This is a genomic window from Amphibacillus sediminis NBRC 103570 (assembly GCF_001552275.1).
Lineage (GTDB): Bacteria > Bacillota > Bacilli > Bacillales > Amphibacillaceae > Amphibacillus_B > Amphibacillus_B sediminis.
Window position 1 is genome coordinate 81,850 of sequence record NZ_BCQW01000001.1, and the last position, 22,102, is coordinate 103,951.

The window sequence follows — 22,102 nt, forward strand, 5'->3', positions numbered from 1 at the left end:
GTGGGGGGATGCTGATATGAACTATCCAAATGGTAAAAAGACTCGCATAAATCATGTCACGAACACAGATCAACGGGCTAATTTCAGTAATCGGGGGATGACTTTAGAAGAAGATATAAATCAGACCAACCATTACTACTTAACACATAATATCTGTGTGGTACACAAAAAACCTACACCTGTTCAAATCGTTAACGTCGATTACCCAAAAAGAAGTGCTGCTGTTATTACGGAAGGTTACTTCAAACAGGCATCTACAACTGATTATAATGGAGTGTATCGAGGTCGTTATATCGATTTTGAAGCTAAGGAAACAAAAAATAAAACGTCTTTTCCGCTCCACAATTTCCATCAGCATCAAATCGAACATATGAAGGCCGTTATTGAGCATCACGGTATAGCATTTGTCATTATGCGTTTTAGCTCCCATAATCAGACCTTTTTCTTTCCTGCTGTGAAACTTTTTCCGCTGTGGGAGAGTCAATATAAAGGAGGGAGAAAATCAATTCCTTATAGCTTCATTGCAAGAGAAGGAATTGAAGTTCCCACTGGTTACCCTGCTCTCATTGACTATATTAAAGTCATTGATCACTTGTTTTTCTAGAATGGAGGAAGATACGTATGGCAGATAATAGCCAATCACGTGTTGCAAGAAGAAAAGAACAACAATCTAAAAAGAAGAAAACAAAGAAGAAAACTTCTATTTGGAAAAAGATAGGATTATCAATATTGGTGCTATTTTTGGTAGCCATTATTAGTGCTGGGGCTGTTTTTGGCTATTATATTATTACAGCACCACCATTAGATCACGATTTATTAGGCGATCCCGCCTCGACAAAAGTGTATGATATCAATCAGGAAATCTTTGCTGATCTTGGTCAGGAATCGAGAACGAAAGTTAGTTATGAAGAGCTCCCAGACATCTTAATTGATGCTGTCATAGCTACGGAGGATGCCCGCTTTTTCAAGCATTTTGGTGTTGATCTTAGACGTTCAATTGGTTCAATACTTGCCAACTTAAGACGAGGCTTTGGTGCTGAAGGGGGAAGTACGATTACGCAGCAGGTGGTTAAAAGCTCACTCTTATCACCGGAAAAAACGATGAAGCGTAAAGTCCAAGAGCAATGGCTTGCTCTACAAGTGGAACGGGCCTATGAAAAAGAAGAGATTCTTGAAATGTATCTCAATAAAATTTACTATGGTGCTGGTGCATACGGTGTTGCTACTGCTGCTGAAACCTATTTCGGTATTACCGATTTGGATGAGTTGACTTTGTCTCAGGCAGCACTTCTAGCTGGTTTACCTCAGCGTCCAAGTGCTTATGATCCGACCGCTAATCCAGAGCTTGCCCAAGAACGGATGGAAACAGTGCTTGAACTAATGGTACGCCATGAGAAAATTACCCAGGCAGAAGCCGATGAGGCAGCTAGTGTTGAAGTTGAGGATATGCTAAATCTTACAGAGCGAACTAGAACCGCTTACCATTCTTTCCTTGATCAGGTTAATGTAGAAATTGAAGAAAAGCTTGGACTGGATATGTACAATGACGGGCTTGAGATCTATACAACTCTAGATCCGGATGCACAGGATCATGTTGAATATATTTTATCTGATGAAAGTCCCATTAATTATCCAGATGATGAGCTTCAATCAGGTCTTGTTGTCATTGATACGTCAACGGGAGCGATCAGGGCCATTGGTGGTGGTCGAAATCGTGAGATTGGTGACTTTAATATGGCCACCCAAGCTAAACGTCAACCCGGCTCTTCGATTAAGCCTATTTTAGACTTTGGACCTGCTATTGAGTATTTGAATTGGTCAACGTATCACCAATTGAACAACGATGCCCCATACGAAGTTGCAGGGAGTAGTCCGATTCGAAACTGGAATAATCAATATCAAGGCTATGTGAGTGCTCGCTATGCCTTACAGCTTTCTCTTAATGTTCCCGCAGTTAAGGCTTTAGAGGAAGTTGGATTAGGTCAGGCGTCCGAATTTGCAGAACGCTTAGGCATGCCTATTCCTGAGGATGGCATTAATATTCGAGATGGTATCGGTGGATCAAAGCTAAGTGTGTCATCATTGGATATGGCTGGTGCATTTTCTGCCTTTGGTAATGGTGGGATTTATAATGAACCCTATACCGTAACTGAAGTCATTTATAGTGATGGACGCAGTGAGTCACTAAAATCTGATCCAATTGTTGCGATGTCTGATGCGACTGCTTATATGATTACAGATATGTTAAAATCAGTTGTTACAACTGAGCCAGGAACAGGACGTACGGCTAATGTTCCAGGCCTACCGTTGGCTGGTAAAACAGGGTCTACGGATGATAATGTTGATATTTGGTTCGCAGGCTATACAACCAACTACACGATCGCAGTCTGGACTGGTTACCATGAAAATGCAACACGTTCTGTCCCAACTGGATATACGAATATTTCACAGTTGATTTTTAAAAACGTCATGAGTGAATTGTCCGCTAATATTGACACACCCGATTTTGAAATGCCAGATTCAGTTGTTCGTGTGAAGGTTGAGCGTGGATCAAATCCAGCTAAGTTACCAAGTGAGTATACACCGGAATCACAAATTGTAACTGAATTGTTTAAACGCGGGCATGAACCAACCGCACAGTCCGAGCAATTTGATCGTCTTGATCCGATAAGTAGTCTTTCAGCTGAATATGATGCTGATCTTAATCAGATTCTTGTCGATTGGTCATACTCAGGCGAACAAGATGTTGGCTTTATGATTCAATATGGTACAGATGGCAATACCAATAACGAATCTTCAACTAGTGATACCACCTTCACAATAGGCAATGTAGAGCGTGGCTCTGTCTATACAGTCGAGGTTACCGCTGTAAGTGCAAATAATAGTGATATACGTAGTGAAGCTCGGCGGGTAGAAATTAGAGTCCCAGATGAGGAAATTGAAGAGCCTGAAGAACCAGAGGACACGGAAGAACCGGAAACGCCAGATCAGATCGACCTGCCTGAACAACCGGAAGCGCCAGATCCAAATAACAATAATGGTAATAATGGCAACGGCAATAACAATGGTAATGAAGACGATGAAGACGATGATGATGGTGGAAATGATAACCAATCAGACAATGACGCGTCTGAAGGAGAAGATTCATAAGCGGCTTGCACTCTTCTTCACTACGTATGGCTGTGAAATAAACAAAGGTTCTACTTATCAATAATGATGAGTAGAACCTTTTTATTTGTTGTCGATATTGACAGTCTATGGTTTCATTGCTTGCGGGGGTTAAATAGTTAGCAATCTTGCTCTGCATGGACGGTAAAAATCACGTATACTTACTCATAATTGAAACTTTAGCGTATAGCTTTTCAAGCTCATTAAATAAGGCATTTAACTGTATATATGCATGATATTGACTCGGATTTGATTGAATATAATCGATGCGCTCTGATAAATTAATCGGTGCATGCTTAAGTTTATTTAAATCTATTAATGGTTGATTAGCTTCAGATTGTTCGAGCTGATTAAGCTGATATAAAGCAGTTAAAAATATGTGAATATAGCTTTTCATTGGCTCAATTGTTTTGTCATATTGCTTCGTTTGATAGAGATGAGTCAATTCACGACTAACTTCTTTCCAACTTTCAACCCAAAATGGATCAAGTTTTTTCATAGCCCATCTTCCCCTTTTGCTTCATTCTTTTTTGTCCCTCACGGCAGATGTCCAATAAGGGGCAAACTTCACATTGTGGGTTTCGTGCCTTACAATGGTAGCGACCAAAGAAAATAAAGCGATGATGCGTATCACTCCACTCTTCTTTTGGGACACGTCGCATGAGCGTTTTTTCAACCTCCAAAGGTGAATCCTTCCATCGACAAATACCCAACCGTTTTGAGACACGTTCAACATGGGTATCCACGGCAATGGCTGGTTCATTAAAAGCGACCGACATAACGACATTAGCTGTCTTTCTTCCTACTCCAGCCAGTGATTCCAATTCTTCTCTGCTGCTTGGAACATTTCCATCAAAGCGATCAATAAGGGCTTGGCAAAGCTTCTGAATATTTTTAGCTTTATTTCGATACAAGCCAATTGATTTGATATCTTGCTGTAATTCCTCTAATGGAACAGCAAGGTAATCTTCAGGTCTTTGATATTTTTGAAATAATGTTTTCGTCACTTTATTTACCAATTGATCGGTACATTGAGCTGATAATGCGACTGCAATAATAAGCTCAAACGCATTTTTATGAACAAGCTCACATTCTGCATCTGGAAACATTTTTGCAAACTGATCAAGAACATGTCTCATTTGCTTATTATTTAACATTTATCGATTCCCCCCTATTCATCTTCCTCTAGCCAATTGTAATATACCGATGAATCACGCTTTATTGTCTGTTGATCATTACTTTGCTGATGGGTATGAAAGGATTTAGCTTGTTTACGCGCTTGTTCAACGGTCTGAATACCTTTACGCTCCCACTCACGGAGAATACGATCAATATACTTGAAATTTAATTTGCTCATTAAGACTGCTTCACGTAAGGCGGCTTTAATCAGTGAAGGATCATAGTTATCTTGATCGAGCCATATATTAATTGTTTCAATTTCAATCGGGGATAAAGCACGACCAAATTCTTGTTCAAATAAAATAAAGATATTCATAATATGTTCATTTTGAGTAGAATCTGACTGAACTTTCTCTATAAATAGCTGTTCCCACAAAGGCTCCAGTGAATAACGCTCATCAACCTTTGCATCTGAATTCTTGTTTTCAATGATAGATAAACAATGCTTTTGCATCAGTTGGCGTAGCAATTGACTACAAGTTTGCTCATCAAAGGAAACGAGTTCTGCAATTTCTGCAGGGGTTGGAAACATCTTTCCAATAGACTGGAAGCGATGGATATGCAACAGCACGATTAATTCTTGTTCAGTTAAATGTAATTTATGATAATCTCTAAGCAAACGAGCGGGTATAGTCAGCTGGTCCTGCAAAAAAATTTGATACCTTTCTTTTTCGTTCATGCTGTTCACCTCTATCCAATAGTTTAACATATCGCATTAATACACGTCCTACCTTACTGACTAAAAACCCTCGATTCAACAATCGAGGGTCGTTAATTATTGTTTGAACTGCATTCAGCAGAAGTATCCCACCTCTAGCAGTGGTGAATGAATGTATATTTGTATTTCAAACCCGGCTGAATAAAGTTAAAGACTCCGGCGTTGATGGGTAGCACGTGTTTGTGCTAGTATCATATCCTTTGCTGCACAACTCGTCAGCCGCTTTTTTCATTCAACATTTTTTGATCAGACAGATTAAGGATAAAGTCTATTTAGTAAACGTGGGAATGGAATGGTTTCACGAACATGTTCAACTCCTGCAAACCAAGCCACTGTTCGCTCTAGCCCTAAGCCAAAACCTGAATGTGGAACACTTCCATATTGACGTAATTCTAAGTACCATTGATAAGCATCACCAGCTAAACCATGCTCTTGATAACGTTGTTTCATTAAAGCTAAATCATCAATTCGCTGTGATCCACCAATAATCTCTCCGTAACCTTCTGGTGCGATTAAATCAGCACATAGCACCACCTCTGGTCGTTTCGGATCAGGTTTCATATAAAAAGCTTTAATGTTTGCTGGATAATGGGTAATGAACACCGGTTTATCGAAGCTTTCGGCAATGGCAGTCTCATGCGGTGCCCCAAAGTCCTCTCCCCATTGAATATCATTAAAGCCCTTTTCTTTTAATAGATCTATCGCTTGATCATATGTAATACGTGGAAAAGGAGCTGTCACATTTGCCAATTTATCTATGTCACGGTCCAAGGTATTAAGCTCTAAGCTGCAATTTTTTAAAACGGATTGGGCTAAGTAGCTAACATAGTTTTCCTGAATCACTAAGCTTTCTTCATGTTCTACAAAAGCCATTTCTGGTTCGATCATCCAAAACTCGATTAAATGACGACGTGTTTTTGACTTTTCAGCTCGAAAAGTAGGCCCAAATGAAAAGACTTTACCAAAAGCCATGGCAGCAGCTTCCATATATAATTGCCCACTTTGTGATAGATATGCCTCTTCATCAAAGTATTTCGTGTGGAAAAGCTCGGTTGTTCCCTCTGCTGCTGAACCCGTTAAAATTGGCGGGTCAATTTTAATAAAGCCTTCATCACTAAAAAACTGATACGTGGCACGAATAATTTCATTACGGATTTTCATAACCGCATGCTGTCGCTTCGAACGTAGCCAAAGATGACGGTGATCCATTAAAAATTCTGTTCCATGTTCCTTAGGTGTAATTGGAAAATCAACAGATTCATCAATAATGTCTAACTGCTTGACTTGCATTTCATAACCAAAAGGTGAACGTGTATCTTCTACAATCGTCCCGGTCACATAAACAGATGTTTCTTGGGTAAGGGCTTTAGCTTTTGTAAATGTTTCTTCATCAACATCACTTTTTACTACTACACCCTGGATAAACCCTGTTCCATCACGTAATTGTAAAAATGCTATTTTACCACTTGAACGTTTATTCGCTAACCATGCTCCTATTCTGACTTCCTGATCTAAATACTTATCAACCTGATTAATTGTTGTTTTCACTACGTAACCTCCAAAATACCATATAATTTAATCGACTTGATGTCTTAGGATAAAGTTCTCAATCCGCTGAATTGCTTCAGTTAATTGTTCAAGCTCTATCGCATAGGATAGCCTAACATAATCGGGTGCCCCAAAACCACTACCTGGTATAAGTGCGACCTTCTCTTCTTCTAAGATTGCCGTTACCCACTCATCGACTGAGGAGAATCCTGTCTTGGCTACCGCTTCTTTAACATTAGGAAATAAATAAAATGCTCCCATCGGTTTCACACATGTGACTCCGGGTAGTTGATTGAGACGTTTATGTGTCTGATTTAATCTTTGTTTAAACGCAACTTTCATTTTTTCAATTTCTGTTTCATCAGCTTGATAAGCTGCAAGTGCTGCGTATTGAGCAATTGTTGTTGGATTAGAAGTTGAATGCGAAATCAGATTCGCCATTGCTTTTATAATCGTTTTACAGCCTAGCGCATAACCTATTCGCCATCCTGTCATTGCGTGAGACTTCGAAACACCATTAATCATAATGGTTTGTTTTTTTAGTTTTTCGGAAAGCTGAGCGATTGAAATGTGTGCTTGTTCGGTATAAATTAATTTTTCATAAATCTCGTCTGAGATAATGAGAATATTATATTTTAGACATACTTCTCCAAGTGCAGCCAATTCGGCTTCCGTATACATCATCCCAGTAGGGTTACTCGGAGAGTTAATAATGACAGCTCGCGATTTAGCTGTGATGCTTGCCTCTAATTGCTCAGGTGTTAATTTAAATTGATTCTGCTCATGACATGTTATTAATACGGGAACGCCACCAGCTAACTTAATCTGTTCAGGATAGCTTACCCAATATGGACTAGGAACAATCACCTCATCCCCGTCATTGAGTAAAACTTGAAATAATGTATAAAGTGCGTGTTTAGCTCCCGTTGTGACAACTACTTGGTCTGGATCGTAGCTTAGCTGTTGATCACGGTAAATCTTATTAACAATCGCTTCTCTCAATTCTAAAATACCACCAGCCTGTGTATATCGAGTTAAGCCCTCATTCATCGCGGTTTGAGCTGCTTCTACTATAAAGTCTGGTGTATTAAAATCAGGCTCACCAGCGCCTAAACCAATTACATCATGTCCTGCTTGTTTGAGAGCTTTAGCTTTAGCTGTAATCGCCAAAGTTGATGATGGTGTTAAAGCTTGAACGCGTCTCGCTAACTGCATACAAAAATCACCTTTCTACTAGTAAGTATCATGGGCAAACGAAATACCACTATCAAATGAGCCATCGTCCAAACGGTAGTAATCATAGCTAAGCCGTTTATCTTGATCAAGGTAAACGATTTCTAATAAAGGGGTCTGATTACGAAGTCCATATTGAGTGTGATAAAGCTCTTGGTACGACGTTTGACTACGCCATAAAGTCATAATTTCGTCTTCAGTAACAAGTTCTTCTTGATCAAAAACAACTAAATCAGCTTCTGGATCATCTTGATTAATAAAAACAATAAGCTGCTCTTGTTCTATTGTTTTAACAACAGCAACATGATAATATATCGTACCGTGATAACGAGATAACGTTATGATCTGATCAAGCGATAGTTGCTCTTCTAATCTTGCTTCAGTAAATTTAAAATCACGTGTTCGATTCGACTCAATCGATGAATATAAATAAATGCTAAACCCAATCAAAGCTAAAATACATAATAAGAGGAGCGATAAGGTAATTTTAACCCAGCTAAGTTCGATATATTGTGAAGACTGCCGTCTCATTATCTTCCTCATCTAATGCTAAACCGAACATTAAGTCATCGTCTTTTAAGGTTCGATTTAAGCTGTCTACAATTTTGTAAAGCTCTGGATTGTGTTGTAACTTTACTGTCGATAATGTTTCTATTTTTTCATTCCTCATAGTATCCCAGCCTTTTATTTCATTAATTAAAATGGTCTAAATATGACTAACTGATAAACCTGATTACATTATAACAGTTTTTTTGGCAAAAACGTTAATAGATCTGGATTTTTTAGTTTAAATTCCTCAAATAATTCATATTTATCCTCAAAAAATACAAGCATTAATGATCCGGTAAACTCTAATTGATAGACATCCACCCACTGCTCAGTTAAATAAGATAGTAAATCGTGATTTGCAACTCGATTTTTTAATGCAAAGATAATCGCAAAATCTGGATTCAATTTTTTAAGGACAGCTGGCTCTGGCGCAAATTGGATCGCGAAGTGGGCGATCTTAATAGCACGGACATGATAATCCTTTGTTAAAGAGATGTCACTCTTAGTAAAATTAGTTCGTCCCAAAAATAAGATAGCCTGATCTCGATATGTTAGTAAATTGGTGCTAGATTGCTTCTCCGAATTAACCTTCAAGACATGGAAAGTGAGCAGTGGCGACAAAGGATATCGATCACCTGTTTTCAATGTTTGACCGACTTGGTTCGTATCTGTTATATCGTAATAATGATTGACCTGATAATGATCGAGCACCCAATCAGTATTAGCCGAATAGGCTGGATCATGTTCAGTTACAATTAAATAATCAATCTTATTCACATTAAGATCGGTGATCGCATCAGCTAAATGGGCTCTACTCTCTAATGAACCTGTATTAATTAAACTGAAATGGTCATCACTGGTTTTGATTAATGTTGCCTCACCATCTGGTAAATCAATAAAGTAAAGTGCAACTCCATCATTTTTAAGTACAATCGGATTTGAAAAGGCTAAGAAAATCGGAATAAATAACATAACTAGCCAGTTTAAATGGCGCTTAAGCATGACCTCACCTCAAGAAATTACTAGTTAATAGTATAAGTCATTATTTATCCACCATACTAAACCGATTTGTTTTTTCGACTACTCATTTTATAATGTGAAAAACCCCGCCCCTATCCTGCTAATATTAGAGCACTTTTTCAAACAGGCACCTATAGGGAATATTTAGCGATATCTAACAGTTCATGTGTTCGACGGTGATAGATAGGTACCTCTGGAATAGATTCAATAAACTTCCTGCCATATGGCTTGGTCATAATTCGATCATCACAAATGAAGATAATACCTTGATCGTTTTGTGAACGAATTAACCTCCCAAAGCCTTGTTTAAAACGGATAACAGCTCTTGGAAGTGAAAGTCGCACAAATGGATTTTTTCCTTGCTGCTTGAGCTGCTCACCTTGCAAATGATAAACCGGATGATTGGGTGAATCAAAAGGTAGTCGGACAATAACGACACATGCTAAGTCCTTGCCAGGTATGTCAAGTCCTTCCCAAAAAGCATTCGTCCCTAATAAAATGGCTTGGTCAAAATTTTGAAAATTCTTTTTTAATCGTTCGTGGCTTCCACTAGAAATTCCTTGGGCGATTAGCAAATAATCATCATTAAACCAATTTTTCAATAAAGCATATGCTTTTTTTAACATATCGTAAGCATTAAAAAGGATTAACATTCGACCTTTTGTAAGCTCTGCTAAACTAAAGATGGCTTCACACGTTGCTTCAATAAATGGATCCATACTTCGGTAGTGAGCCGTTGGAAAATCATTCGGGATCAGTACTTTGACTTGATTTGGATAATCATATGGTGAAGGGATTCTTCTTTCTATTAGATCTGCACCAAGCAATCCAACTTGCTCTTTAAAATAATCGAAATCCTGTGCAACGGTTAGAGTAGCGCTCGTTAATACTACACTTTCATAGTGATCAAAGCATTGCTCCCTTAATAGGGTATCTATATTTAATGGCTCTTGAAAAAGATAAACAGCATTTGGTGCACCATGGGGGTCAGCTTCAATCCACTGTACTTTAACCTGATGATCGGAGCTACTAAAATACTGACTGATTATTTGTTTCAGCTCGTTAATTTCTTCAATGGATTGACTTATTATTACACTGTGCCGTGATTCTTGGTCTTGTAATTTTTTAAATTCAGTAATAAATTCTAATAATAAAAATTTGATCCGGTCAGCTAAATCAATAGCGAGTTGCCAATCATGATGATCATCTTCAACTTGATACTGAACTCGACCAATATCATTAGTAGCGCGGTGTTCAGTGCCATGGGCAAGCAAATAGAGAAACCGAAACAGCGTATCCCCTTCTTCTCTCAAGTGACTGATCAGTTTAAATAAGTCACTTTTTTCAGAAGTTCCAATCCGTTTGATTAAAGCTTCAATACGGTCCATGTGCCGTTGATAGGTGACGTAATCAAGCTTTATCCCAAAGTGATGGGCAGTTGCTCGAGAAAGCTGATGAGCTTCATCAACAATGATTTTTTTCAATTTAGGCAAGATCGACTCATGAGTGAATGAAGCACCAAGTAAAGCATGATTAATAATGATTAAATCAGCACGTTGAGCACGTAGCTGTGCCTTAGTATAATAGCAAAAGGACTTATCATGACCTGAAGGTAACGATTCTTCCATCGCTACCGATACTTGCCTAAAAAACTGATAGCCGGTTTGAGGAAGCTGAACATCATCAATATCTCCTGTCGTTGTCTCTGTAAGCCAGACTGTTAAGATCGCCTTGGTTAAAGCATGATCATAATGATCAATATTTTGTTCCTGTAAAGCCTGACTGAATAACCTTAAACTCAGATAATGGTGTTTTCCTTTTAGTACCGTTGTAGTAAATGAAAAAGGTAGTGCCTCTTGCAATCTCGGTATCTCTTGGTTGATAAGTTGTTTTTGTAATTGTGTTAAATATGTACTGATCAAAACTTGTTCTTGATTATGGATCGCATAATAAAGTGCAGCCACTAGATAAGCCAAAGTTTTTCCTGTACCGGTATCTGCTTCAATTAATGCATGCTTTCCACTTGTAAACGCGTGAAAAACGTATTCAGCCATCTCTCTTTGACCCGTACGAAATTCAAAATGTGGAAATACATGATGAAAGGGACTATGATCTGAAAAAAGATGGTCAAGATATTCACCAAAGGTTAGCTCTTGTTGACTTTTAGAGACCAGTTGATCCTCGATAGGCTTAAATGCCAACCCATAAGCATACTCAAACGCTTCATTAACCGCTTGATTTTTCTTTTGCTGTTCTTTTAGTTTGTGTAAGATTTGACCAAGACTACTTTTTAGATAGGGTTCTAATTGAGTTAGACGTTTAATAGTTGTTAAAGGTAACACATTAAGCTTATTTAGCAGTTGGTCAAGTAATTTAGCTGTTACATAGGCATCTGAGAATGCACGATGTGGATCAACATGTTGTAGCTTCAACCAATCAGACAGCTGACTGAGTTTAAAACTAGGTGCTTGTGGCAGCAAAATACGACTTAACTCAACCGTATCAATAATGGGTTGATTAATAGGCATCAACCCAGCATTTTTCAACTCAACATTTAGAAATCCTAAATCAAATGGAACGTTATGTGCAACGAAATAAGCGTCCTCAAACATGGCACGAATATCTCTTGCTACTTGGTCGAATGATGGTTGGTCCATCACCATCTGATTCGATATCCCTGTTAAGTGGGTAATAAATCGTGAGATATGCTGATTTGGATTAATTAATTGGCTATATTGGGATGTAATTTGATTGTTTTCATAGATAACAATCCCAATTTCAATAATCCGATCATTCTTATGGGGAGCATTACCCGTTGTTTCTAAATCCACTACAGCAAATTTATTCATAATTATCAGTCCCATAATGTTTAGGTTTGTATATCTTTTACTGCACAGCAATTAAATAGGTAATAACAAAACATTAGTGCTTGAAAGGCATTCAATACGCGTTTGGAATTAACCTATCACCCTACCCTAATCATTAATTGGCTAGCTTAAAGATTAAGCAGGTCGCTTACAAGACACGAGTTGAATCTCGTAATGCACGAAAAGACTTGGAGCAAACAAGCTTATGCCTGTCCTGTCACGTTTTTGTGTGACATTTTCCAGCTAGAAACGATATTAACACGATGATCTCTCCCGCGTCCGTTTACCTAACTCGAAAAGCTACTCCAAGTCTTACGTGTTTACTCGGTTAAAAGCTGATTGTTATCGTTTGATCGATCTCGATAAATTATTTATATTCCGTTAAAGGTGGCTCTTGTTCTAACATTTTTACAATCTCATTGGCCTCATTCATTAGAGCTACTCTCGGCTTAAAGGTTGTTAAATCTTGCTCTGCAACGCTAGCATACGAAACGATAATAATAATATCATTCACTTGTACTAATCTTGCTGCTGCACCATTTAAACAAAACATTTTACTGCCACGCTCACCAGGAATAACATAAGTTTCTAGTCGGGCACCATTATTGTTATTGACAATTTGAACTTTCTCATGAGGAAGAATATCAACGGCTTCCATAATATCTTGATCAATTGTAATACTGCCTACATAGTCTAAGTTAGCTTGACTAACTCTAGCACGATGAATCTTTGCTTTCATCATTGTTCGATACATCTTAGCATACCTCCTCACCTAAGTGCGTGAACACGTTCTCCAGCTTTATTTACAATTATATTGTCGATTAATCGCACATGTTGATATTGAACAGCAAGTGCTATAATCACATCCTGATCAATCCAATCAACAGCTGTTAAATTAGGAAATGACAATATTTCGACATAATCAATTAGAGCTGACGTATACGTCTTTATATATTGTTTGACTTCATCCACTATATTAACAGGATTTTTTTCACCGTCAACAATTTTTGTTTCAGCAAGCTGGAGAGCTTGATATAAATGAGGTGCTTCTGCTCGTTCTTGACTCGTTAAGTTAACATTACGACTACTTTTGGCGAGACCATCCTCTTCTCTAACCGTTGGAACCATTCGTAGTTGGATTGGAAAATTCAAATCCTTAATGAGTAGATCGACAATGGCAAGTTGCTGAGCATCCTTCATACCGAAATAGGCATAGTCTGGCTGAACAAGATGAAAAAGCTTAGACAATACAACCAAGACGCCTTGAAAATGACCAGGACGTGAGCGATCGCATAAAACCGCTATACGTTGATTTGGAAGCATTTGAATTCCAGTCGGGTTTGGATACATATCAGAAACGGCAGGGATAAACAGGTAGTCTACCCCTTTTTCCTTAGCTAATTGAATGTCCCTTGCTTCATCACGTGGATATTGATCAAAATCTTCATTAGCCCCAAATTGTAATGGATTAACAAAAATACTGGCCACGACAATATCCGATTCAACTCTAGCCTGCTCCATCAACGAGGCATGTCCTTCATGTAAATACCCCATTGTCGGCGTAAAGCCAATGGTTTTACCAGCTCGCTTTAGCTCCATGCTTTGCTTTTGCATTTCCGCTACGTTGCGAATAATCTTCATGACTTGTCCCCCACGATGTCAGACAAGGTCGTGTCTGGCGGTAGAACATAACTATGTCGATCTTCAGGGAAATGGGACTGCTTTACATCAGCCACATAGCTAGTTAAGGCCTTAACAATAACCGTATTAATATCAGCATAGTTTTTAACAAACTTAGGAAAACGTTCTACTCCATATTGCAATAGGTCATGATAGACGAGCACCTGACCATCACAAGCAATTCCAGCCCCTATTCCGATGGTCGGAATTGCTAATTGATTGGTAATGACTTCTGCTAGCTCTTTCGGTATCCCTTCTAACACACATGCAATCGCACCACTCGCTTCTAATGCCTTTGCCTCTTGCATGATACGGGCAGCCCCTTGTTGATCTTTTCCTTGTACTTTAAAACCACCAAATACATTTACAGACTGAGGTGTAAGACCAATATGAGCAACAACCGGAATCCCTGCTTGAGTTAAACGTTTAGTAAGCTCTAGTACTTCTGTTGAACCTCCCTCAACTTTAAGTGCTTGTGCTTCAGACTCCTGAAAAAGTCGTTTAGCATTTTCTAATGACTGTTCGAGTGAAATATGGTAAGACATAAACGGCATATCGACAACAATGAACGTATGAGGTGCTCCGCGTCGAGCTGCCTTTGCATGATGAATCATATCATCAATCGTTACCTTGATCGTTGATTCATACCCTAATACTACCATTCCTAATGAATCTCCGACTAATATCATATCAACATTAGCCTGCTCCACAAGCTTTGCTGAAGGATAATCATAAGCTGTTACCATCGTTATTTTTTCATTTTGTTGTTTCATTTCTAATAAATCTAATTTACTTTTCATCCTATACCTCCTCAAACCATGCTATTTCTGCGGAATATAGTCGTTCTACTGACTTATTTTTCGTCTCTACTAATAGTGCTCCATCTTCTGCTATCCCTTTTATGATCCCATTGTGGGTTTGATTTCTAGTAACATAAGTAATCGATTGATTAATCCGATAACCATAGCTCTCCCAGTTTTTTTTGACCTGTTCAAAGCCATACTCCAAATAGTGTTCATAATGATACTCAAACCTCGTTAAAATCGCTTGTAACAGGTCACGTTTATCAAATCGTTTTTGCGCTTCAATGGATAACGAGGTCGCACGATTTTTGACACGATCATCAAATGCTTCAGGCCCTTGATTAATGTTCAATCCTATACCTATGACCAAATAATGAATGCCATCCTGCTCAGCCTGCATCTCAGTTAATATCCCTGCGACCTTTTTATCACCAATTAAAAGATCATTAGGCCATTTAATACTTGGCTGTAAATTGGTTTTATTAGCGATTACCTCGGCAAGTACCGTAGCAGTAAGTAAAGTTAGCTGAGGAGCCTGTGTTGGCAATAATGTTGGTCGCAAAATAAAGCTAAACCAAAGTCCGCCAGAATTATTGGAAAACCACGTGCGGTTCAGACGTCCCTTTCCAGCTGTTTGGCGTTCAGCGACAACTACCAATCCTTGACTTGCTCCGGCTTGGGCTTCCTGATTGGCATGAATTTGTGTGGATGGAAGCTCATCATAATACTGCAATGGCTTTCCAAGCCACTTGGTTTGCAAACCCCAATAAATAGTATTTTGGCTAATTTTATCCGGAGTAGATACTAAGCGATAGCCTTTATTAGGAGTAGCTTCAAATTCATAGCCATCAAGCTTAAGTTGTTTTATTTGCTTCCATACAGCTGTTCGAGATAAGTTGAGCTGTTCGGATAGCCATTGGCCGGAAACAAATGTATGACTGTGCTTGGCCAATAAAGTAATTAGCTTCTCTCGGGTGGATGACATGATAAAATCCACTCCTTTATCTCTTTGTAATCATTATTTAAATTTTTTTGTACGACCTCATACTCAATCTCTGTTAAATAAAGTTTAATCCAAGGACCACGGGTTCGATTTGGATAAAGTTTAATCAGCCTGTCACCATTAATATCAAGTTGTTTACGACTAACTATTGGTAGAGACTCTCTTATCGCAATGAGCTGTTTTGTTGTAACTCGTGTACTTGTAAGTTGTGAAATCAAACGGATAAACACATCGTCTAAGTCAGGAGGCAACTGGTAGAGTAGCCATTTTGACAAACTTTCTTCCTGATAGCATCTCCAAGCTTCTAGTAGCGTTTGACCCACCAGCTTTTCTTTATTCGATAATCGGTAAGCCTTACACCAATTGGATAAAAGTGGTGCATCCTCAACTTTAAGAATCAGATATGTCCAAATTTCGACTAAATAATCCACAGTCTGACTGTAGTCTAACAAAGGTTGAACTAGTTTCTCATTTTGTTCAAAAACGGGTAACTGCTGAAATACCCCTAGCTGGATAGCATAATTAACAGCACGCCTGCTAGCTTGACCTTGGAACAATTTAACTAACTCAACGGTTATACGCTCTATAGCAATTTTTTTGATCCAATGGTTATATGTCTTAATCGTATCATATGATTGTTGGTCCAAATTGAAATTAAGTTGGCTAACAAATCGTAATGCTCTCAATATTCTTAGCGGATCCTCAGAGTAACGTTGTTTAGCTTGGCCAACACAACGAATTCGTTTAAGCTTTAAATCCGCTTGGCCATCAAATGGATCAATAATCTCTCCACTTTCAGCTAAAGCCATGGCATTAATCGTAAAATCACGACGTGACAAATCTTCTTCAATCGATTCGACAAAATAAACCTCGTCGGGATGGCGAAAATCTGAATAACCCTTCTCAGTACGAAAAGTTGTAATTTCAAATGATTGATGCTGGTACCGAACTAACACTGTACCATGATTAATACCAATCGGTATTACCTTTGAAAAGAGCTGCTGAATCATCTCTGGCTTTGCTGAAGTTGCAATATCAATATCATGAATGGGCTTTTCCAATAAATAATCCCTGACGGCTCCTCCTACGATATAGGCTTGGTATCCAGCTTTCTTTATCCTATTGATAACTGCCTTAGCTTTCTTCATGTCAGCATCTTGTCTCATTTAACTCATCCTTAAGTAACCGATAATAGAGTGCCTCATATTCTGACACAATCGTATTGGCATGAAATATACTTTGTACATCCTTAAGTGCCTGTTTTGAGAAAGCATGCCAGCTTTTTCGATCTGTTAATAATTCTACCGCGTGGGTACTGGCTCCTTTTATGTCTCCTAATGGTACTAGGTAACCATTTTCACCGTGCTTAATCACTTCTGGTATCCCGCCAATTTTTGTTCCAATACACGGAACACCACAAGCCATCGCTTCGATTAGCACTAAGCCGAAGCTTTCCTTTTCAGACATAAGTAGCTTAAGATCTGCTATAGATAACAATGCAGGAATATTCTGCTGCTTACCCAAAAAAAGCACTTGGTTTTGAATTTGTAGTTGCTCAACTAATTCAGAAATAGCTGTATATTCTGGACCATCTCCAACGAGTAATAGCTTTGCTGGAATATGCTTGATAATTTCGGCAAACGTATGGATTACATCGTCAATTCGTTTAACCTTTCTAAAATTAGAGATATGAATAATGACCTTTTCATCACGTTTAATCTGATAGGCATCTTTTAAGTCACGTTTGTCTGAAGGATAATAGCGACTATGATCAATAAAATTGTAAATGACTTCTATCGGTTTGTTAACACTAAGATGGTCATAAGTGTCTTGGGCTAAACTATTGGAAACAGCCGTAACAACATCAGACTGTTCAATCCCATATTTAATCATTTTTTTCAGACTACGCTCAATACCTAAAATCGTAATATCAGTGCCATGTAATGTTGTAACAATTTTCACATCTTTATTAGCCATTTGTTTAGCAAGGATAGCACAAATCGCATGCGGCATCGCGTAGTGGACATGCAACACGTCTAACTGCTCCTGATCAATAACCTCAGCCATTTTATTCGCTAATGCCAAATCATAAGGCGGATACTGAAACACAGGATAGTGGTTCATTTCAACCTGATGATAATAGATATGTGGTGATATCATCTCTAAGCGAAAGGGCATATCTGACGTAATAAAATGAATGTCATGACCTCGACTAGCTAATTGCTTGCCTAGCTCTGTCGCAACAATCCCAGAACCACCTACAGAAGGATAGCAGGTCACCCCAATTTTTAGCTTAGTCGTCATCGCGTTTATTCATCTTCCTTTACTACATCACGCCAAGCAAAAAAGCCTGCTTCAAGGGCGCGAATCATAATTTCTGCCCCAGCTAGATTTGTGACAAGTGGTATTTGATGCACATCACATAAACGCATTAAGGCACTAATATCTGGTTCGTGCGGTTGGGCTGTTAAAGGATCTCTAAAGAAGATGACAAGATCCATTTCATTTTCTGCAATTTTGGCACCAATTTGTTGGTCACCACCAATTGGACCGGATTGAAAGCGATGAACAGCAAGTCCTGTCGCTTCGCTAATTCGCTTTCCTGTCGTTCCTGTAGCAAATAACTGATGCTTTTGTAAAATATGCTGATACGAGATCGCAAATTCAATCATTAATTCTTTCTTTTCATCATGGGCAATTAACGATATTTTCATAAAAATAGCTCCCTCATTATAGTGTATTCATAACTAATCTAGCATAAGGTATTCGAGACCATATACAAGCTCACTAAGATCCATAACATGATCAATAGCAAATTTTATTCCTGACATAAATGATTCACGGTGAAAAGAATCATGCTTAATCGTTAAGTTTTCACCAGGTCCACCAAAGATTACCTCTTGATGCGCCACCAATCCCGGCAGACGCACACTATGAATTTTCATGCCGTCAAAGTCTGCTCCTCTTGCACCATCTAGCGTCTCGTGTTCGTTTGGATGACCTTGTTGTTTGGCTTGTCGTTCTTGCTGTATTAATTCAGCTGTTTTTACTGCAGTACCTGAAGGGGCATCTAACTTTTGGTCGTGGTGCTTTTCGATAATCTCAACGTCGGGAAAATATTTAGCAGCCATTTTGGCGAATTGCATCATCAAGACTGCACCCATCGCGAAATTTGGTGCAATAACTGCACCGATTTGCTTCTCTTTAGCTAAGGCTGTTAATTCATCGAGCTGTTCAGTTGTAAAGCCAGTTGTTCCTACCACAGGGCGTACGTTATTAAGTAAAGCTGCTTTTGTGTGCTTGTACCCTACTTTTGGACTTGTTAGGTCTATTAGTACATCGGCTTCTACCTCTGCCAAGCATTGATTAATATCATCGTAAAAAATAGCATCAAAGTCAGGTAATCCATCAATTTCATTTACACGTTTACCTTTATGGTGAAGATCGATACATGCAACAAGACTTAAATCTGAATGCTTCTTAATCATTCTTAATGCCTCACTGCCCATTTTTCCACTTGCTCCAGCTACAACTACTTTTATTTGATCCATGAGTTTCACTCCGTTTCTTTTTTTGTCCAACGTTCTTTATCTCTCGTCTCAATCTTTGTCATCGCTTGGTCAAAAGCCTCACTAACATCAATATTAAGAGAATTAGCAAATGATAAAGCAACAAACAAAATGTCTCCTAATTCATTTTCTATACTATTCGCTTCTTCCGAGCTTTTTTTTGGTTTTTCACCGAAGGAATGGTTAACCTCTCTAGCTAGTTCACCTACCTCCTCGGTAAATCTGGCCATCATAGCTAATGGACTAAAATAGCCTTCTTTGAACTGAGATATGTAATCATTAACACGCTTTTGCATAGCCATTGTGTTCGTTTTATCATAATTCTGCACGGTTAGGCCCTCTTTTCTATTGATAAACTAATTTCTCTAATTAATGTTAACGAAGGTTGCTTAGTTTGACAATTTTTTCACCTTATTTACTCAACTTTCAATTCTAAAGTGACGGTGGCTCTTGTGCCAACAGCTATAAGCCTCTTGACTAGCCCGTTAATTTTATTTAACTTGATTTAGCAGATGTCTCCCGCTTCTATAAGTGTGAGATATATGTACTTGTATTCCATTCAATCCCGGCTGATGCCGAAGAATTTCAGAGGCAATTTTTTGAGCAGGCTCAATAAAATCTGGGTATAAACACGCCCAAGGTACATGTGATCAATGAAATCCACTTATTTATACCAAGTCGTACCCAAATCGTTTCTATCTGTGAAAGTTAAGTGCTTATTAGACAAAATGCTTATCCAATTCATTGTACAAAAAAAGACACCATCTGACAACGTATCAGATGGTGTGAATGATCGAAACAATGTCTTTTTAATAATCAATTAAGAACGTTTTTTATGTTTGGCATCAATGTCGATTTGCTGAACATGGTCTTCTGGCTCGGCTTTTTTTGAAAAGATATATTTTTTAATAGCCACATAGCCTAAGCACAAGATAATAATTGAAAAGACCATAATCATAGGTTTATACACTTGAAGCACGACTAGCTGTTTAACCGCTAAACGATACTGAACCTGCAATAATAAGTGGAGTGTGGCTAGTACAGGCATTGTGACAGCCTCCCTAAGTTTTTATACTATAGGGTATTCTCATGTCGTTACGAACGTGTATCGGATAGACGGGTTGTTTCCACTTGCTTTCTGACTGTTAAGTAATAGGCTATGCCTATTGAAGCGATACTTAGCCAAAAAGTAAAATAACCGATTTCATTCATATATAGATCTAACGAACGGTAGCGAGGCATCATCCCGAATATATAATCAATAAAATCATTATGGAGTGTCCATAAGCCTGCTATGACAAGATGACGCATTTTAAATCGGTAGAAAGGGGCATACAAAAGCGCTTGAATAGCCATCGCCCCATGTGATGCAATCAGCATATAACCTTGCCAAGGTAGATTGCCATCGACGAATAAGCTTAAAATATTCATAACGACTGCCCAAATGCCATACTTAAATAAGGTAATCATTGCAAGTGCTTCAATGTATGGGACATGTTTTTTAAAAAGATAGAAACCAAGGAATATAGTAAAAAACAAACTCGCAGTCGGGCTATCTGGTACAAATATTAAAAAAATAGCAGGGGTTTGAGCTAACTGATTTCCATACCAGAAGTAACCATAGATAGTCCCAAGTAAATTGACTAAAAATAAAAAAATTAGGGTCATGCGGTGCTTTAAGATAGCAAAAATAATATCCATGTTTAGAAAGGCTCCATTCTATGTACAAAATATTGGATGTACATCCTTAATATTGCTGCCATGCTTTTAATGACTATCTATAATTTACACTATGCGATTAAAATGAATCAAGCCATATCTAAATCGATCATTCAAATGCGTTAACGTATTTGCGCCCAGATTTTATCACAATGTAACTGGCTGAGGCTGCGATTACTCGCCCCATCGCAGGGCTTTTGTAAAACTCCCTATTCAAGAAATAAGAGAACACGTCATGTCTAAGTGAGGGACCCAACAGCCAGTAACGGCCGGATTATCAACTAACGTTCAGGATGCTGACTAATTTAGCGACGTCGTGTCGCAACGTCTGCACGAGCACATCCTATCCGTCAAAACCCCCACTTTATCAAGTGGGAGACTTTGGCCGGACGAGGTTAAAGCCAAAATTGTACCCCTTACTCTGATGGTAAGGGGTATTAATCATCTAAATAAATTTGATCAGAATCGTAATCCTTTTTTAATAGATCTAGCTCTTTGGTATATTTGTTGAAGCTGTACAGATCCTGTTGGTCTAATGCTTGATCAATTTTAGCTAATAATTGTTTTTTTCTAGCTTGAAAAAGGGTGAAATTGAGAAATTCATGAGCAAGGATTTTTTCGCGTTTTGTTATAAAAAAGTCATCCGGTAAAAAAGGATTATCCTCTAAAACGGCACTGTATTCTGCGCTCTGATGGGCATTTTCAAATGATAATTGAATATAGATCGGTTCATGACGATTTAACCTTATGTCATGAAACGACTTCTCTGCATCTGTTGTCACTATATGATCTTTATAAAAGCGAAAGGGAACATCATTTGAACATTTACTTGAAATAATAATTCCTCTAGGACAAAAACGTGCCTCACGGATAAAGTGAACATTAGCTAATAAGCTCTCATGATTAGTCAGGTAGTTTAAAATCCAGACACTCTCTCTTTTTTTTAATTGATAATGTTCTAAAAACCAATGAATAAATGCTTTTTTATCTTGAATTGATACCGACGTACTCATCTCCGCTTCCCTCCTAATCATTCTCTAGGAAAG

23 protein-coding genes are annotated in these 22,102 nt (G+C 38.3%); 2 read left to right on the forward strand and 21 right to left on the reverse strand.

Going from position 1 to position 22,102, the window contains the following annotated elements; all coding sequences use genetic code 11:
- Positions 1-16: 16 nt before the first annotated feature.
- The gene (recU, locus tag ASE01S_RS00395) at positions 17-604 is read left to right on the forward strand and encodes a Holliday junction resolvase RecU (RefSeq protein WP_067836435.1); all 588 of its coding nucleotides are present in this window, start codon (positions 17-19) and stop codon (positions 602-604) included.
- A gap of 17 nt (positions 605-621) precedes the next feature.
- Complete coding sequence (locus tag ASE01S_RS00400) at positions 622-3,150, forward strand: penicillin-binding protein 1A (protein WP_067836439.1); 2,529 nt, start codon at positions 622-624, stop codon at positions 3,148-3,150.
- Between the two features lie 169 nt (positions 3,151-3,319).
- On the opposite strand, the gene ASE01S_RS00405 is transcribed toward ASE01S_RS00400, so the two are convergent.
- The 21 genes from ASE01S_RS00405 to ASE01S_RS00500 form a co-directional block, all read right to left on the reverse strand.
- Positions 3,320-3,667: a YpoC family protein gene (locus ASE01S_RS00405; protein ID WP_067836442.1), complete on the reverse strand. Its 348-nt coding sequence runs from the start codon at positions 3,665-3,667 to the stop codon at positions 3,320-3,322.
- The gene (gene nth / locus ASE01S_RS00410; RefSeq protein WP_067836445.1) at positions 3,654-4,325 is read right to left on the reverse strand and encodes an endonuclease III; all 672 of its coding nucleotides are present in this window, start codon (positions 4,323-4,325) and stop codon (positions 3,654-3,656) included. Before nth ends, ASE01S_RS00405 begins: the two co-directional genes overlap by 14 nt.
- Positions 4,326-4,339: 14 nt before the next feature.
- Entirely contained in the window at positions 4,340-5,026 is a 687-nt protein-coding gene (locus tag ASE01S_RS00415) for a DnaD domain-containing protein (RefSeq protein ID WP_067836449.1), read from the reverse strand.
- 294 nt (positions 5,027-5,320) lie between these two features.
- Complete coding sequence (gene asnS / locus ASE01S_RS00420; RefSeq protein WP_067836453.1) at positions 5,321-6,613, reverse strand: asparagine--tRNA ligase; 1,293 nt, start codon at positions 6,611-6,613, stop codon at positions 5,321-5,323.
- Between the two features lie 27 nt (positions 6,614-6,640).
- Positions 6,641-7,828, reverse strand: coding sequence for a pyridoxal phosphate-dependent aminotransferase (locus ASE01S_RS00425; RefSeq protein ID WP_067836456.1), 1,188 nt, complete (start codon positions 7,826-7,828; stop codon positions 6,641-6,643).
- An 18-nt stretch (positions 7,829-7,846) separates the two neighbouring features.
- Positions 7,847-8,377 (reverse strand): hypothetical protein, encoded by a 531-nt coding sequence (locus ASE01S_RS00430; RefSeq protein ID WP_067836459.1) that lies wholly within the window; start codon positions 8,375-8,377, stop codon positions 7,847-7,849.
- Positions 8,343-8,516, reverse strand: coding sequence for a YpmA family protein (locus tag ASE01S_RS15430; RefSeq protein WP_083511974.1), 174 nt, complete (start codon positions 8,514-8,516; stop codon positions 8,343-8,345). The genes ASE01S_RS00430 and ASE01S_RS15430 overlap by 35 nt, the downstream gene beginning before the upstream one ends.
- A gap of 68 nt (positions 8,517-8,584) precedes the next feature.
- The gene (locus ASE01S_RS00435) at positions 8,585-9,397 is read right to left on the reverse strand and encodes a ComEC/Rec2 family competence protein (RefSeq protein WP_067836463.1); all 813 of its coding nucleotides are present in this window, start codon (positions 9,395-9,397) and stop codon (positions 8,585-8,587) included.
- A gap of 149 nt (positions 9,398-9,546) precedes the next feature.
- Complete coding sequence (gene dinG / locus ASE01S_RS00440; protein ID WP_067836467.1) at positions 9,547-12,264, reverse strand: ATP-dependent DNA helicase DinG; 2,718 nt, start codon at positions 12,262-12,264, stop codon at positions 9,547-9,549.
- 385 nt (positions 12,265-12,649) lie between these two features.
- A complete protein-coding gene (gene panD, locus ASE01S_RS00445) occupies positions 12,650-13,036 on the reverse strand; it encodes an aspartate 1-decarboxylase (protein ID WP_067836471.1) in 387 nt (128 codons plus the stop codon).
- A gap of 14 nt (positions 13,037-13,050) precedes the next feature.
- The gene (gene panC, locus ASE01S_RS00450) at positions 13,051-13,923 is read right to left on the reverse strand and encodes a pantoate--beta-alanine ligase (RefSeq protein WP_067836476.1); all 873 of its coding nucleotides are present in this window, start codon (positions 13,921-13,923) and stop codon (positions 13,051-13,053) included.
- Positions 13,920-14,762 carry a 3-methyl-2-oxobutanoate hydroxymethyltransferase gene (panB, locus tag ASE01S_RS00455; protein WP_067836479.1) on the reverse strand — a complete coding sequence of 281 codons (843 nt, stop codon included), beginning with the start codon at positions 14,760-14,762 and terminating at the stop codon, positions 13,920-13,922. The genes panC and panB overlap by 4 nt, the downstream gene beginning before the upstream one ends.
- A gap of 1 nt (position 14,763) precedes the next feature.
- The gene (locus tag ASE01S_RS00460) at positions 14,764-15,750 is read right to left on the reverse strand and encodes a biotin--[acetyl-CoA-carboxylase] ligase (protein ID WP_067836482.1); all 987 of its coding nucleotides are present in this window, start codon (positions 15,748-15,750) and stop codon (positions 14,764-14,766) included.
- Positions 15,726-16,934, reverse strand: a complete 1,209-nt coding sequence (locus ASE01S_RS00465; protein ID WP_245630298.1) for a CCA tRNA nucleotidyltransferase — start codon at positions 16,932-16,934, stop codon at positions 15,726-15,728. The genes ASE01S_RS00460 and ASE01S_RS00465 overlap by 25 nt, the downstream gene beginning before the upstream one ends.
- Positions 16,918-18,072, reverse strand: a complete 1,155-nt coding sequence (gene bshA, locus ASE01S_RS00470) for an N-acetyl-alpha-D-glucosaminyl L-malate synthase BshA (protein WP_067836485.1) — start codon at positions 18,070-18,072, stop codon at positions 16,918-16,920. Before bshA ends, ASE01S_RS00465 begins: the two co-directional genes overlap by 17 nt.
- A gap of 5 nt (positions 18,073-18,077) precedes the next feature.
- Positions 18,078-18,482: a methylglyoxal synthase gene (gene mgsA, locus ASE01S_RS00475; protein ID WP_067836490.1), complete on the reverse strand. Its 405-nt coding sequence runs from the start codon at positions 18,480-18,482 to the stop codon at positions 18,078-18,080.
- Between the two features lie 33 nt (positions 18,483-18,515).
- Positions 18,516-19,319 (reverse strand): 4-hydroxy-tetrahydrodipicolinate reductase, encoded by an 804-nt coding sequence (dapB, locus tag ASE01S_RS00480; RefSeq protein WP_067836494.1) that lies wholly within the window; start codon positions 19,317-19,319, stop codon positions 18,516-18,518.
- A gap of 5 nt (positions 19,320-19,324) precedes the next feature.
- Positions 19,325-19,639: a nucleotide pyrophosphohydrolase gene (locus ASE01S_RS00485; RefSeq protein ID WP_067837468.1), complete on the reverse strand. Its 315-nt coding sequence runs from the start codon at positions 19,637-19,639 to the stop codon at positions 19,325-19,327.
- Between the two features lie 518 nt (positions 19,640-20,157).
- Positions 20,158-20,385, reverse strand: coding sequence for a hypothetical protein (locus ASE01S_RS00490; RefSeq protein WP_067836498.1), 228 nt, complete (start codon positions 20,383-20,385; stop codon positions 20,158-20,160).
- Positions 20,386-20,432: 47 nt separating this feature from the next.
- On the reverse strand, positions 20,433-21,038 hold the full coding sequence (lhaT, locus tag ASE01S_RS00495; protein ID WP_067836502.1) for a lipoprotein heptaprenylglyceryl N-acetyltransferase LhaT: 606 nt from the start codon (positions 21,036-21,038) through the stop codon (positions 20,433-20,435).
- Positions 21,039-21,493: 455 nt separating this feature from the next.
- A complete protein-coding gene (locus tag ASE01S_RS00500) occupies positions 21,494-22,069 on the reverse strand; it encodes a ReoY family proteolytic degradation factor (RefSeq protein WP_067836507.1) in 576 nt (191 codons plus the stop codon).
- Positions 22,070-22,102 lie beyond the last annotated feature (33 nt).

What these genes read in the sequence shown, in the direction of transcription:
- ASE01S_RS00400 (WP_067836439.1), top strand. Translation starts at nt 622, where the DNA reads ATGGCAGATAATAGCCAATCACGTGTTGCAAGAAGAAAAGAACAACAA.
- panC (WP_067836476.1), bottom strand. Translation starts at nt 13,923, where the DNA reads ATGAAGATTATTCGCAACGTAGCGGAAATGCAAAAGCAAAGCATGGAG.
- ASE01S_RS00415 (WP_067836449.1), bottom strand. Translation starts at nt 5,026, where the DNA reads ATGAACGAAAAAGAAAGGTATCAAATTTTTTTGCAGGACCAGCTGACT.
- ASE01S_RS00460 (WP_067836482.1), bottom strand. Translation starts at nt 15,750, where the DNA reads ATGTCATCCACCCGAGAGAAGCTAATTACTTTATTGGCCAAGCACAGT.
- nth (WP_067836445.1), bottom strand. Translation starts at nt 4,325, where the DNA reads ATGTTAAATAATAAGCAAATGAGACATGTTCTTGATCAGTTTGCAAAA.
- lhaT (WP_067836502.1), bottom strand. Translation starts at nt 21,038, where the DNA reads ATGGATATTATTTTTGCTATCTTAAAGCACCGCATGACCCTAATTTTT.
- ASE01S_RS00500 (WP_067836507.1), bottom strand. Translation starts at nt 22,069, where the DNA reads ATGAGTACGTCGGTATCAATTCAAGATAAAAAAGCATTTATTCATTGG.
- ASE01S_RS00465 (WP_245630298.1), bottom strand. Translation starts at nt 16,934, where the DNA reads ATGAGACAAGATGCTGACATGAAGAAAGCTAAGGCAGTTATCAATAGG.
- panD (WP_067836471.1), bottom strand. Translation starts at nt 13,036, where the DNA reads ATGTATCGAACAATGATGAAAGCAAAGATTCATCGTGCTAGAGTTAGT.
- dapB (WP_067836494.1), bottom strand. Translation starts at nt 19,319, where the DNA reads ATGGATCAAATAAAAGTAGTTGTAGCTGGAGCAAGTGGAAAAATGGGC.
- mgsA (WP_067836490.1), bottom strand. Translation starts at nt 18,482, where the DNA reads ATGAAAATATCGTTAATTGCCCATGATGAAAAGAAAGAATTAATGATT.
- ASE01S_RS00425 (WP_067836456.1), bottom strand. Translation starts at nt 7,828, where the DNA reads ATGCAGTTAGCGAGACGCGTTCAAGCTTTAACACCATCATCAACTTTG.
- ASE01S_RS00405 (WP_067836442.1), bottom strand. Translation starts at nt 3,667, where the DNA reads ATGAAAAAACTTGATCCATTTTGGGTTGAAAGTTGGAAAGAAGTTAGT.
- panB (WP_067836479.1), bottom strand. Translation starts at nt 14,762, where the DNA reads ATGAAAAGTAAATTAGATTTATTAGAAATGAAACAACAAAATGAAAAA.
- ASE01S_RS00430 (WP_067836459.1), bottom strand. Translation starts at nt 8,377, where the DNA reads ATGAGACGGCAGTCTTCACAATATATCGAACTTAGCTGGGTTAAAATT.
- recU (WP_067836435.1), top strand. Translation starts at nt 17, where the DNA reads ATGAACTATCCAAATGGTAAAAAGACTCGCATAAATCATGTCACGAAC.
- bshA (WP_067836485.1), bottom strand. Translation starts at nt 18,072, where the DNA reads ATGACGACTAAGCTAAAAATTGGGGTGACCTGCTATCCTTCTGTAGGT.
- ASE01S_RS00435 (WP_067836463.1), bottom strand. Translation starts at nt 9,397, where the DNA reads ATGCTTAAGCGCCATTTAAACTGGCTAGTTATGTTATTTATTCCGATT.
- ASE01S_RS00490 (WP_067836498.1), bottom strand. Translation starts at nt 20,385, where the DNA reads ATGCCTGTACTAGCCACACTCCACTTATTATTGCAGGTTCAGTATCGT.
- dinG (WP_067836467.1), bottom strand. Translation starts at nt 12,264, where the DNA reads ATGAATAAATTTGCTGTAGTGGATTTAGAAACAACGGGTAATGCTCCC.
- ASE01S_RS00485 (WP_067837468.1), bottom strand. Translation starts at nt 19,639, where the DNA reads ATGGCTATGCAAAAGCGTGTTAATGATTACATATCTCAGTTCAAAGAA.
- ASE01S_RS15430 (WP_083511974.1), bottom strand. Translation starts at nt 8,516, where the DNA reads ATGAGGAATGAAAAAATAGAAACATTATCGACAGTAAAGTTACAACAC.